We start from the raw sequence: 12378 nt of genomic DNA, 5'->3' as shown, positions 1-12378 counted from the left end.
GGATTTAATTCAGCAAGGAAAGTGTGACTCGAATCGAGTTTTCTATAAATGAACGATTGGGACGGGATTTCATAAAAACGGTCAGTCCAATTAGCGATACGATAAGTGCTTGGGCGACAGCCTTGGCGTCCAGGGAAGGGTTAAGTTCACCTGATCGCATTCCCCGCTCAATATTTTCCTGAAAGATGACCGACAGGTACATCTGATGTTCCCGGGTGAGAATTTCAAATTTCTCATCATGGGGTGCAAGCTCAACCATCGTATTGATGCAAAAGCATCCGCGACTGAGTCGCTCTGCGTTGTATTCTTCATCCACGATTTCTGCAAAAAAAGTACGAAAGGCCTCTTTTACCGATGAAATACCCGCCAGTCTGGTTCGCATCTCTGCGGCACGAGCCATCGTGTACTTCCGTAGCGACGTTTCGAATAATTCTCTTTTATCTCCAAAAGTGGAGTATATACTGGGCCTTTGGATGCCCATTCTCGAAGTCAAATCGCTTAATGAAGTGGCCTCATATCCTTTTTCCCAAAAAAGCTGCATCGCTGCATCCAGTACTTTCTCTTCGTCAAATTCGCGAGTTCTCGCCATAATAAATGCTCCTTGTTACTTATATTTTCTAAAGTATAGATATTTTGTATTGGATCATGTAGATCTTGTTTTGCTAATTGTATTTCTTACTCATCAGTATGATATATACTATATAACTCTCAATTATTTGTCAAACAAACGTCTTTTTGATGATGTATTTAAGAAATATGATATAGATTTGATGCAAATAAAATGATTGACATTAGGCGAAACAGTAAGATATATTAACTACCTAAATAACATACCGATCGGTAATTTATTTTGTCAGTAACAGTCCAATTTTGAATAAAGGAGAAATGAGTTATGGAAATAGGAATTACTTCGTTTGTGGAGACGACACCCGATCTTCGCACAGGTGAGGTCATAAGTCATGCACAGCGATTGCGTGAAGTAGTGGAGGAAATCGTACTAGCCGATCAGGTGGGGCTGGATGTATTTGGCGTAGGAGAACATCATCGTAAAGATTATGCCGCTTCTTCTCCTGCGATGGTGTTGTCCGCAGCTGCATCCCTGACCAAGCGTATTAGGCTCACTAGTGCAGTAACAGTACTTTCGTCGGCTGATCCGGTACGTGTGTTTCAGGATTTTGCCACACTGGATGGCATTTCGAATGGACGTGCAGAGATTATGGCAGGGCGGGGCTCCTTTACCGAATCATTCCCATTGTTTGGATACGAGCTTGGTGAGTATGATGAGCTGTTCGATGAACATCTGGAACTGCTGCTCAACCTGCAGAAGTCAGAAATAGTCAATTGGCGAGGTGGGCACAGACCTGCAATACATAATTTAGGCGTTTATCCGCGGCCTGTGCAGAGTCCTTTACCCATATGGATTGGCAGCGGGGGCAATCAGGAATCGGTGGTTCGTGCTGGGTTGCTGGGACTTCCGTTGACGTTGGCTATTATTGGCGGAAGCCCGGAACGTAATTTTGCCCCTCTTGTACAGTTGTACAAGCAGGCAGCGGCACATGCCGGACATGACGCTTCGAAGCTTAACGTAGGGTCGCATTCGCTCGGATTTGTGGCTGAAGATACAGAGCTGGCTGCTGATCTGTTCTTTCCTTCTACTCAGGCGGGCATGAACAAAATCGGCAAGGAACGCGGATGGGGACATTACAGTCGTGCCAGCTTTGATGCTGCACGTAGTCACGACGGTGCTCTGTATGTAGGTGATCCGGAGACGGTTGCCCGGAAGATTGTTCATCTACGCAAGAATGTGGGCATTACACGTTTCATGATGTACGTTCCCATTGCTACGATGCCGCATGATCAGGTGATGAGAGCGATCGAATTGCTCGGAACAGAGGTCGCTCCTCGAGTACGGGCAGAGTTGGCTAAGTGGGAAGCTGAGCATGGACAAAAAGCATAGAAAACATACACTGAAGGAGGAATTGTATATGAGTTTTGTAGATCGGGTGGTACCTGAATTAAGAGATGCATTAACCCAGTTTCCGGGCTTTAATTTGAAGGGTGGACTGAAGGTTAGCCGGGCGATGCTCATGAATCCACCGATTGAGAAGTCGGAAGACGTACGCACCACAAAGAGAATTATTGCAGGGGCAGCAGGAGACATGCAGGTCAAAATATATGAACCGGCTGAGCGTACTGGAGATAAGTTGCCAGCGATGTTGTGGATTCATGGAGGAGGATATGTGCTGGGACATCCGGATATGGATGATGCGTTATGTGAGCGCTTTGTACAAGCGGCACATTGCGTAGTTGTATCGGTTGATTACCGCCTGGCCCCTGAGCATCCTTATCCCGCTGGTCTTGATGACTGCTATGCAGGTCTTGTATGGATGACAGACGAAACAGAGTCACTCGGCATTGATCTCACCAGGGTCGCAATTGCTGGAGCAAGTGGAGGGGGAGGACTGACTGCAGCGCTTGCACAAATGGTCCGTGATAAAGGTGGACCTAGTCTAATCTTCCAAATGCCTTTGTACCCGATGCTTGACGATCGCAATATTTCGGCTTCGAGCCATGAAATTACGGATCAAAATGCTACATGGAATCGGACAAATAACTTGGAGGCATGGAGTATGTACCTTAGAGGAGAGATGGAGGGATTGGGAGAAAACGAAGGACACAACATGCCTTCCTACGCTGTCCCGGCAAGAACTGAAAATCTGGCAGAGTTACCTCCTATGTATACGTGTGTTGGCCAGCTCGATCTATTTCGAGACGAGACAATCGAATATGTGACACGCCTTGCGGCAGCTGGAGTGGATGTCGAAATGCACCTATATCCTGGTGCTTATCATTGCTTCGAAGTGTTTGTACCTGATGCGGAAGTTAGCCAGCGGGCTAGTCAGGATTATATTCGTGCCATGGCTAGAGCGCTTAATCCTTCATGGGAGAAATAAATGTCTCCGGCGTTGTTCATAAAAATTGATGTTCTTTTCATCTTCATTTCAGATTCCGTTAAGGTAGCTGGGGTAAGATAAGTCTTGTAAACCCCTTCTCGTGTTAAATAGATGTGTGACTAGCCCCGTCGGATCGTCCGGCGGGGCACTTTTTTTCTTCATTTTTATCCGTTAATGGTATGATAGATAAATATATACATGCTAGTAACGGAGGGATGGTTCGTGGACCCCAGCCTGCATCCGCTGTTCAGACCCATTCAGATGAATGGGACGGATAGGAAAACGTATTATATTGAGCAAATACCCTCTGTTTCCCTGATGGCTCATGTAGCCTGTTATTGGGAATCGGGTTCTATTCCGCATGAGGGAGAGCGAGATCAGGACACGATCTCAGTGCCCGCTCGGGTATTGCCAGATGGCTGCACGGACATGCTGATTACATACGACTCGGTCCGTTCGGTTCATTCCTATGCGTATTGTGGCAATTATTCGCATCCGTTCGCTCTGCCCGAGTCATCCGATGTCATTCCTTCCGCAGATTACACATTTGGCGTACGTTTTTTTCCGGGTGGAGCATACGTCTTTCACGGTTTGCCATTGGAAGGATTTACGGACATGCGAATTCCGCTTGAGGAATGTTGGCCGCTCAGATTGAATGAGCTTCAGGAGCGGATAGCTGGAACGAAAACCTTTGAAGAACGGGTGCAGGTAATGAATGCCTATCTGATTCCATTATCCGTGCAAACCAGTACATATGAGAATAATCTGATGAAAAATGCATTGCATCGCATCTTTATCGATGGGGGACGTATGAGCGTCAGTGAGCTGGCCATGCGTGAAGTTGTTAGCGAACGCCAGCTGAATCGGAAGTTTGCAGAATGGATCGGAATCAGTCCGAAGCGATTCAGTGAGGTGGTTCGTTTTCACCGCGTCCTGGGCAGTATTCATCAGGGGCATACGGCGGATGGGGCAGCGCTGGCCCTGAATCATGGTTTTTTTGACCAAGCCCACTTGATTCGTCAATTCCGCAAGTTTTATGGAGAAACTCCGCTGACCGCTGCCAAAGAACATCAACAAAGGTTGTCCGATTTGTACAATAACTCGGTTGTCTCTTCCGATATACTTAGATCGTGAGAATAATAGTAAAGGAGATATCATATATGAATGGAACATTGCAAATTCGGGATCATCTGCTCAATGAATTGGAAACGGGAGTACGTACGGGGGCGAGTCTGATCCGCCTGATCCGTCCAGAGGATTGGGCGTACCGCCCGCAGGACAATATGCGTTCACTGGTGGAACTGGTCCATCATTTTATTCAAATCACGGCATCGGACCTTGCCATTATGCAGGAGAAGAGCGAAGCCGAGGTTGGTGTGGTAGAGAATAGCCTGTCAGGGATCGAGGATATTGAAAAACTGGAGGCAACACTTTGGGGCAATTTGGAAGCCTACAAAGCTTATATTGTATCACTGAGCGAAGAAGATCTGTTGAACCGCTCAACCAAAGCTTTCTATATGGAGCATGGTCATTTGCAGGCTCAATGGCAGATTGAAACACTAACGCATGTATTCCATCACCGTTCACAGTTGTATAATTACCTCAAACAGCAGGGGCATGAGCTGAACTTTTTCATGCTGTATGCTTAATAATCTCACAATATGAGTTTCATGTAAGTGGCTCCGCTGGATGATCTGGCGGGGCTTTTTGATTACTTTAGTCTAGCATCTCTATCAAAATGGACGTTATCACACGGTCATTTTACCGTTACATTAATAGATTTCAAGCATAGAATACCGTATCAAAGCAAAAGGAGGTGATTTCCATGGCCATCCTTTTACCGCAACAATTTTACAATTTGGCTGCAAGCGTGGGCAAATCGTACTACGAAAACCTGGCTGGAGGAACCAATGCCAGCATTACGGTTAACAACTTTGGTCCTTTCCCGGTAGACCTGGTTGTGACTCGTGTTAACGCTCCAGTGATCACGTATTTGATCCCTGCTGGCAACAGCCTTACGTTGTCTGTTGATTTGCTGCTCGTAGCTGCTTTGTTGACTACTCCCGCAGGTGCTTCAACAGGTACAATTCAAATCGCAACAGCTGATTTCTAATGAATGTAGCATGCTTTGTGAACCTCTGTCGGACATGTTGTCGGCAGAGGTTTTTCTATTTTTTATGGATGCATCTGGGGTGAAAATGATATTATACTAGGGTATTTATAAATTTAAATAGTTGTTATAGGAATGATTGATATTCTTATATCAAAACGAAAGGGAGATTGAAATTTTGAAAAAGATGTTGTTATACGTTTTGGGATTAACCTTGTGTGTATCATTGTTCATGTCTCCACACACTTCAGATGCAGCCTCTTCAATGAGCACCTTGGAGCTTGGAAATGGAGTAACTTATTATGGTGAAACTAAGAATGGCAAGCCCCATGGCTATGGGACGATGACCTGGGGAAAGAGCAAGACTTATAAAGGAAACTGGGTAGCGGGCAAACGTTCAGGATATGGTGTCTACAAAGCAGTGACAAGTGATAAGGACCGTGTTACAGACCTCAAGTATGATGGCTTTTGGAAGAATGACAAAAAGGATGGAAAGGGTGAACTGGAGATTAGAGAAATATCCTACGAAGCAACTATGCTTGAAAATCGTATTCAGAATGGGACCTTTGCAAAGGACCAATGGATTTCAGGATATGATGTACGACATGGAGAATACGACCCGCCTTATTACTTTGCATACAAGGATTCAAATTTAAGTCTTAAAATACTGGGCGGTGCAGAAAATATTTTAGATGGATTGAAGGTCGGTTATTTCTTTTCATTTACATATCAAAAAGGAAAAGTATACAAAGATGTCGGTGTTGGAGATGAATTCAGTCAGAAGCAATTTAGTTCTTTTATCAAAAGTGTAGAAAAAGAGATTAAGCCTCATATTAATCAGTTTGAGAAACTGGCTCAGAAATTATAGCAATTATTCTTAGAAATATAACGGGTACAATCTAATTTTTTGTTTACTAAGGTAGCTATTCGAGTAATTTATTGTAGAAGTAATAGTAGACTGATGTTGTGAAACAGGAGGGTATTGGACGATGAAAAGACCAACGTTTCTTGAAACCGAGCGGCTTGTTTTCTCGACATGGAATGAAGAAGATCGTGCTCTGGCTTCCGCTCTATGGGGAGATCATGAGGTATCGAAGTGGATTAGCAGCAAGGGATTTCTGAGCGAGGATGAAGTGGAAGCGCGGTTGACGCAGGAAATAAAAAGGCAAGAAGAGGTGGGAGTGCAATACTGGCCACTCTTTGAGAAAGATTCGGAAGTATTTGCTGGTTGCTGTGGTTTGCGCCCGTATTCTCCGGAAGAAGAGATATATGAATTGGGATTTCATCTTACCCGGGATCATTGGGGCAAGGGCTACGCCATGGAGGCGGCACGAGCGGTGATTGACTATGCATTTGGAGAACTGAAGGCTAAAGCGTTGTTTGCTGGGCATCATCCAGACAATGAAGTGTCACGTCATATGCTATCCAAGCTGGGCTTTGAGTATGTACGGGATGAGCGGTATGAACCGACAGGACTGATGCACCCATCCTATTTGCTGAAAAAGGAATAAATATGTTCCACATTCAGGGCAGCACAACGAAACGTTTTTAAATATATAGCTTAAATGTATGGATAGTAGCGGTGACTGTGATTTTTTGGTAAATGGGTTTTCATCGTTTTTTTATTTCATTTTCAGCTTCTATTAAGGTAGCAGAGGTAAGATAATTCTTGTAAACCCCTTCTCGTGTTAGATAGATGTGTGACTGACCTCGCCGGACGCCGGTGAGGTATTTTTTTGCTTTTTTTTATAAATATACACAAAACAAACACAAACAAAAATAAATAAAGCAAATAACGCTGCATATTATTGACTTATAAAAGTAAACAAAGGTATAATGAATGTGAAAAAAAGAACTTACTTTGTACGTGACGGACATTCTATTTTTTATCATGAGGAGAGAATGATGATGAACGTGACCCTTACGAATGAAACAACGCAGGCTGCGGGCTTCCATATCCCATTTGTTCGTGAAATGGCGGAGATTACTCAACATATGTGGAAGAATGGATGGGATGAACGCAATGGCGGCAATGTCAGCTATTTGCTGGAGGAAGAGGAAGTTGCCCAATATATCGATATCAACTATGTGATCCGCAAGATCGAACCAGCATTTTCGATGCATGAGCTGGCAGGCAAGTATTTTATTGTGACTGCTTCGGGCAAATATTTCAAAAATGTATTGGCTGATCCAGAGAACAATCTGGGAGTATTGCGTGTATCGAATGATGGACTAGAGCTCGAAGTGCTGTGGGGGCTAAAGTCGGGAGCTAACCCAACGAGTGAATTGCCTACGCATTTTATGAGTCATATCGAACGTTTGAAAGTCGACCCGAAACACCGTGTTGTGATGCACAACCATGCGACCAACGTTCTGGCGATGACATTTATCCATGAGTTGGATGAAATGAAATTTACAAAGACCTTGTGGCAGATGTGTACGGAATGCGTTGTTGTATTTCCTGACGGTGTTGGTATTATTCCGTGGATGGTGCCTGGGTCGAATGAAATTGGACGGGAAACGGCTGGGAAAATGAAGGAATACCACGCGGTCATTTGGCCGCAGCACGGAATTTTTGGAACAGGTACAACGATTGATGAAGCTTTTGGCCTTATAGAGACCATTGAGAAGGCGGCCCAGGTGTATATGCTGGTTGCAGGTCATGAGATCCAACAGAGAATTACGGATCAGCAGTTAGCTACATTGGCACAGGCTTTTGGTGTCACTCCACGTCCTGGTATATTGGGCATGGAAGTTTGACGGATCGAAATCGTATAAAAGAAAGAGCTCCAACACAGCCTAATATGAATGGTCTTTGGTTTATTAAACCGAAGGCCATTTCCTTTTTTTCGGCAAACAAACGCCGTTTTGGTTCAAAAAAGTTCAAAAAGTGGATAAAGCGCGGCTTTGTTATCGATTATTGAATCGTAGAATGCATTATCACACGCTGGCGAAATTCGGGTGAAATGACGTATTGTCAATGGCTCGGCGATTTTGCATAATAACAATGCTTCACAGATGAAAGACGGAAGGAAGTTATGATCATGCTTGGCAAAATGAAGAGAATCTTAATAGGCAAGCCTATGAAATCGGCTGAATTGGATGCAGAAAAATTGGGGAAATGGAAGGCACTCGCCATCCTGTCCTCCGATGCACTATCGTCCGTTGCCTACGGTACGGAGCAAATCTTACTGGTGCTCGTTGCGGCTGGATTCGCCGCCTTGTGGTACTCTGTTCCAATTTCTATCGCCGTGTTGGGATTACTCGTCATTTTAATTTTTTCCTACCGCCAGACGATTTTTGCTTATCCAACAGGAGGCGGCGCGTACATCGTAGCCAAGGATAATCTCGGTACGGCTCCGAGCTTGATTGCCGGAGGGTCTTTGCTGGTCGATTATATTTTGACTGTTGCGGTAAGTTCGTCCGCAGGGACCGATGCGATTACATCTGCCTTTCCAATGCTTCATGATTACAGCATAGTTATTGCACTGATCATGATTGTATTTCTGACCATTATGAATTTGCGGGGGGTGACGGAATCTGCTTCCGTATTGGCGATCCCCATATATCTATTTATCTTTTCGATTGCGATTCTGATTATCTCCGGGGGTATCAAATTTCTCGCTGGTGGCATGGAAGCTGCTGCCCCTGAATTTGGAACGAGTATGTCCCATGTGAGTTTGTTTCTGCTGCTGAAGGCATTCAGCTCGGGGTGTTCAGCTTTGACCGGGGTTGAGGCGGTGAGTAATGCGATCCCAAACTTTAAGCAGCCTGCCGAGAAAAATGCAGCGGGAACCTTGATGCTTATGGGATGTATTCTGGGAGCCATGTTTATCGGAATCACGTTACTTGCTTATGGTTACGGGGTGAAGCCTGATCCGAAAGCCACAGTCATTTCCCAGATTGCCGAAGCCACGTTTGGCAGGGGCACGATGTATTTTATTATTCAAGGTGTGACGGCACTGATTTTGTTCCTAGCAGCGAATACGGCGTATTCTGCATTCCCGCTGCTGTCCTTCATGATGGCGAAGGATAAATATATGCCGCATATGTTTATGGTTAGAGGAGACCGCCTTGGCTTCTCGAACGGTATTATTTTTCTCAGTGTGATGTCTGCCTTGCTGGTTGTTGGATTCAAAGGAAATACGGAAAGCCTGATTCCGCTCTACGCGGTGGGTGTGTTCATTCCATTCACCCTGTCGCAGCTGGGCATGATGATTCGTTGGATCAAAGTCAAACCAACCGGCTGGGGTGTGAAGCTGCTCGTCAATACGATTGGGATGCTGACCACGCTGTCGATTACATTGATTTTTATATTCACCAAGTTCACGCAAACATGGGTTATCTTTATTTTCCTGCCACTCGTCGTTTATGTGTTCATGCGTATTCACCGACATTACTGCAACATCGCGGATGAATTGCGGATTGATATCAAGCTGGAGAAACCGGTGAGAAAGGGTAATACGATCGTTATTCCGGTGGCTGGCATTACGAGGGTGGTGATGAATACAATCTCTTACGCTCAAACGATGTCAGATCACGTGGTTGCCTTGTATATCGGGTTCGATGATGAAGCTATTCGCAAGATGGAGCAGAAGTGGGAAGAGTGGAACCCTGGCGTTCGCCTGGTTGTCATTAAATCGAGATACCGCAGTATTATGGGACCGCTCAAAAAGTTTATTGATACCGTAGAATGGAAGACGGCCGAGACGGACCATATCACGATTCTAATTCCGCAGTTCATCACCAAGCATTGGTGGCAAAATGTACTGCACAACCAGACCAGCTTCATGATCCGCGCTTATCTGATCAATTACAAAGACGTGATTGTCACGACTGTGCCGTACCATCTCAATCGTTAGTAGGATTCTTCTACAATAGGAAATGGTATGAGAAGAGTATGTAATGTGCTTACGTGTCATCCATTTTCTTATAAAATTTCAACCGAATATTTTTCGTTAACATTAAATATCCAGTTTTCTGTTAAATTTATTAAGATAATATCCATTTGTTCACCTTCTCTTAACACACAAAACCGCACGAACATTCCCGAATCAAGGGAGTTCTTGCGGTTTTTTTGCTGTTTGCTGATCTTGTTTTGAAGTCTATTTAACGTCTCTTGTTTGGTAAAGTCGCTTGTCCACGATTAACGCTGCGTTGATCCAGAACAGATGCTGCTGTGACAGTTGGCTTTTACACTAGTTAATGTGGGTGAAGAAGTTCACACACCGAATGCGTAGATCAAGGGGGAAGAAAATCCGATGAGTGAGCTTGACAACCGGATCAGCTTGCCTGCTGCCAGACGGCGCTTATCCAATACGAGTCAGCGCCGGACAGCTTCGCTGCGTGTACAGCGGATGCGGGAGAATATGCTGGCCTATGGTTTCCTGGCACCATCGCTGCTTTTATTTGCAGTGTTTCTGTTTTATCCGATGTTTAAGTCGGTGTACCTGAGTCTGCATTCCACTGACCCTACCGGACAGATTGCAGCTTATGTGGGGCTGGACAATTTCAAGGCGGTATTCCAGTCCGGACTGTTCCTGCAAGGCATGAAAGTGACGTTGCTATTTGTCCTGTTTACCGTGCCAACCGGCATGCTGGCAGCTCTGATTCTAGCGGCATTAACACACAACCGTTTCAAGGGAATGCGTATATTCCAGTTTGTATTCTCTCTGCCCGTGGTACTGTCTGTCGGTTCATCGGCGGTCATCTGGAAGTTTTTGTTCCACCCGACCTTGGGTATGCTGAATTATTTATTAGGTAAAGTAGGAATCGATCCAATTCCCTGGCTGACCAGCCCGGATTGGGCCTTAATATCGATCTCCATTATGACGATTTGGATGAATCTCGGATTCAATTACATTATTCTATCCAGCGGATTACAGGGTATCCCGGATGAAATTTACGAGAGCGCGAAGATTGATGGCGCAGGTCCATTGCTTACTTTTCGCAAAATCTCGATGCCGCTGTTATCGCCAACCCTGTTTTTCGTCACCGTAGTATCGATCATTGGTGCGTTCCAATCATTTGGTCAAATCAATATTCTAACCCGGGGTGGCCCGATGGACAGTACCAATGTATTCGTATATTCCATCTATCAGGAAGCATTTGTTAATTTCCGCTTCGGAACGGGCAGTGCGCAGGCGCTTATCCTGTTCGCGGTCATTATGCTGCTGACCCTGATTCAGTTCAAATGGGTGGAAAGGAAAGTGCATTACCAATGAGGACACCATGGACCAAAACATTGCTGTATGTGTTGCTTACAATCTGTGCGGCACTTGTACTGTATCCGGTGCTGTACACCTTTTTCATGGCGGTCATGACGCCGGAGGATGCCAGTGCATATCCGCCTCATATCATCCCGCAATCGATAGACCTGTCCAATTTCACGGAAGTATTCGATATCGTTCCGATTGGTTCGTTTATCGGTAATACGTTCCTGGTGGCAGGACTGACGATGCTTGGTCAGCTTGTTACAGCGAGCATGGCAGCCTATGCATTCGCGAAAATGGAGTTTAAGGGCAAGAACGTCATCTTTAGCATGTTTGTGGCGACGATGATGATTCCTTGGGAAGTTACCATGATCCCGAACTATCTGACAGTGCGCAGCTGGGGCTGGCTCGATACGTATCAGGGGCTGACCATTCCGTTCCTAGCAACAGCGTTCGGTACATTCCTATTGAGACAATTCTTCATGCAGCTGCCGAAGGAACTGTTTGAAGCGGCGAAGATCGATGGCTGTGGGCATATCCGGTATTTTGTATCCCATGTCCTGCCATTGTCGCGTCCGGCACTTGGAACATTGGCAATCTATTCGTTTCTGAGCATGTACAACTCCTATCTGTGGCCGCTTCTCGTCACAAATACGCCAGAGATGAGAACGGTACAGATCGGAATCTCGATGCTGGAGTTCCAGGAATCCACAGCATGGAATCTGGTGTTTGCCGGCACAGCGCTTGTTATTTTACCGTCGCTGCTGCTTCTGGTTTTTGGTTTGAAACAGCTTGTCCGCGGTATGGCCGCAGGTGCCCTGAAGGGTTGATTCAGTTAAAAGTGTATGGATTTAACGGGTTTGTGGTTTGGATACCCAGGAGCGAATAAACAAGGCCTCACTCTTGAAATAAGATGTTGAGAAGATAAATCACGTAGTAGTGGAGGGGACGAAATCGATTCTGTAGAAGCGTAGCGTTCGCCTTTATCCCCGGATTTTCCCCTTTGAAGGGAATTGAATGAAATCCGGGGATAACAGCGATCGAAAGAACGATTCGGACCCGTAACGGCCACTCCGTGTCATCTCCAAGGTTTTATTTTGAA

12 protein-coding genes are annotated in these 12378 nt (G+C 45.3%); 11 read left to right on the top strand and 1 reads right to left on the bottom strand.

What is annotated here, in order from left to right; all coding sequences use genetic code 11:
• Nucleotides 1–4: 4 nt before the first annotated feature.
• Nucleotides 5–589, bottom strand: a complete 585-nt coding sequence (locus ACR1R9_RS20595) for a TetR/AcrR family transcriptional regulator (protein ID WP_099855863.1) — start codon at nucleotides 587–589, stop codon at nucleotides 5–7.
• Nucleotides 590–892: 303 nt separating this feature from the next.
• Here ACR1R9_RS20595 and ACR1R9_RS20590 point away from each other — a divergent pair, with 303 nt between their 5' ends.
• The 11 genes from ACR1R9_RS20590 to ACR1R9_RS20540 all read left to right on the top strand — a co-directional run bounded on the left by ACR1R9_RS20590 (nucleotide 893) and on the right by ACR1R9_RS20540 (nucleotide 12106).
• Nucleotides 893–1957: an LLM class flavin-dependent oxidoreductase gene (locus tag ACR1R9_RS20590; RefSeq protein ID WP_433922862.1), complete on the top strand. Its 1065-nt coding sequence runs from the start codon at nucleotides 893–895 to the stop codon at nucleotides 1955–1957.
• A gap of 28 nt (nucleotides 1958–1985) precedes the next feature.
• Nucleotides 1986–2954 carry an alpha/beta hydrolase gene (locus ACR1R9_RS20585; RefSeq protein WP_433922863.1) on the top strand — a complete coding sequence of 323 codons (969 nt, stop codon included), beginning with the start codon at nucleotides 1986–1988 and terminating at the stop codon, nucleotides 2952–2954.
• 222 nt (nucleotides 2955–3176) lie between these two features.
• Entirely contained in the window at nucleotides 3177–4088 is a 912-nt protein-coding gene (locus ACR1R9_RS20580) for a helix-turn-helix domain-containing protein (RefSeq protein ID WP_076291537.1), read from the top strand.
• 26 nt (nucleotides 4089–4114) lie between these two features.
• Nucleotides 4115–4603, top strand: coding sequence for a DinB family protein (locus ACR1R9_RS20575; RefSeq protein WP_076291538.1), 489 nt, complete (start codon nucleotides 4115–4117; stop codon nucleotides 4601–4603).
• A 176-nt stretch (nucleotides 4604–4779) separates the two neighbouring features.
• Nucleotides 4780–5067 (top strand): hypothetical protein, encoded by a 288-nt coding sequence (locus ACR1R9_RS20570; protein WP_076291539.1) that lies wholly within the window; start codon nucleotides 4780–4782, stop codon nucleotides 5065–5067.
• 184 nt (nucleotides 5068–5251) lie between these two features.
• Nucleotides 5252–5932, top strand: a complete 681-nt coding sequence (locus ACR1R9_RS20565; protein WP_433923675.1) for a hypothetical protein — start codon at nucleotides 5252–5254, stop codon at nucleotides 5930–5932.
• 121 nt (nucleotides 5933–6053) lie between these two features.
• Nucleotides 6054–6575: a GNAT family N-acetyltransferase gene (locus tag ACR1R9_RS20560; protein ID WP_175383707.1), complete on the top strand. Its 522-nt coding sequence runs from the start codon at nucleotides 6054–6056 to the stop codon at nucleotides 6573–6575.
• A gap of 397 nt (nucleotides 6576–6972) precedes the next feature.
• Nucleotides 6973–7824, top strand: a complete 852-nt coding sequence (gene rhaD, locus ACR1R9_RS20555; RefSeq protein ID WP_433923676.1) for a rhamnulose-1-phosphate aldolase — start codon at nucleotides 6973–6975, stop codon at nucleotides 7822–7824.
• A gap of 284 nt (nucleotides 7825–8108) precedes the next feature.
• Nucleotides 8109–9926, top strand: a complete 1818-nt coding sequence (locus ACR1R9_RS20550; protein ID WP_376031950.1) for an APC family permease — start codon at nucleotides 8109–8111, stop codon at nucleotides 9924–9926.
• Nucleotides 9927–10325: 399 nt separating this feature from the next.
• On the top strand, nucleotides 10326–11288 hold the full coding sequence (locus tag ACR1R9_RS20545; protein WP_310852233.1) for a carbohydrate ABC transporter permease: 963 nt from the start codon (nucleotides 10326–10328) through the stop codon (nucleotides 11286–11288).
• Entirely contained in the window at nucleotides 11285–12106 is an 822-nt protein-coding gene (locus ACR1R9_RS20540; RefSeq protein ID WP_064640050.1) for a carbohydrate ABC transporter permease, read from the top strand. Before ACR1R9_RS20545 ends, ACR1R9_RS20540 begins: the two co-directional genes overlap by 4 nt.
• Nucleotides 12107–12378 lie beyond the last annotated feature (272 nt).

Origin of the sequence: Paenibacillus taichungensis, assembly GCF_050994985.1 — a bacterium.
Lineage (GTDB): Bacteria > Bacillota > Bacilli > Paenibacillales > Paenibacillaceae > Paenibacillus > Paenibacillus taichungensis.
Note: the sequence above shows the minus strand (reverse complement) of the source record. Positions and strands in the feature narration are given on the sequence as shown.

Excerpts from the sequence above, each read along its gene's own strand:
- ACR1R9_RS20595 (WP_099855863.1), bottom strand. The coding sequence starts at position 589 with ATGGCGAGAACTCGCGAATTTGACGAAGAGAAAGTACTGGATGCAGCG.
- ACR1R9_RS20590 (WP_433922862.1), top strand. The coding sequence starts at position 893 with ATGGAAATAGGAATTACTTCGTTTGTGGAGACGACACCCGATCTTCGC.
- ACR1R9_RS20585 (WP_433922863.1), top strand. The coding sequence starts at position 1,986 with ATGAGTTTTGTAGATCGGGTGGTACCTGAATTAAGAGATGCATTAACC.
- ACR1R9_RS20575 (WP_076291538.1), top strand. The coding sequence starts at position 4,115 with ATGAATGGAACATTGCAAATTCGGGATCATCTGCTCAATGAATTGGAA.
- ACR1R9_RS20570 (WP_076291539.1), top strand. The coding sequence starts at position 4,780 with ATGGCCATCCTTTTACCGCAACAATTTTACAATTTGGCTGCAAGCGTG.
- ACR1R9_RS20565 (WP_433923675.1), top strand. The coding sequence starts at position 5,252 with ATGTTGTTATACGTTTTGGGATTAACCTTGTGTGTATCATTGTTCATG.
- ACR1R9_RS20560 (WP_175383707.1), top strand. The coding sequence starts at position 6,054 with ATGAAAAGACCAACGTTTCTTGAAACCGAGCGGCTTGTTTTCTCGACA.
- rhaD (WP_433923676.1), top strand. The coding sequence starts at position 6,973 with ATGAACGTGACCCTTACGAATGAAACAACGCAGGCTGCGGGCTTCCAT.
- ACR1R9_RS20550 (WP_376031950.1), top strand. The coding sequence starts at position 8,109 with ATGCTTGGCAAAATGAAGAGAATCTTAATAGGCAAGCCTATGAAATCG.
- ACR1R9_RS20545 (WP_310852233.1), top strand. The coding sequence starts at position 10,326 with ATGAGTGAGCTTGACAACCGGATCAGCTTGCCTGCTGCCAGACGGCGC.
- ACR1R9_RS20540 (WP_064640050.1), top strand. The coding sequence starts at position 11,285 with ATGAGGACACCATGGACCAAAACATTGCTGTATGTGTTGCTTACAATC.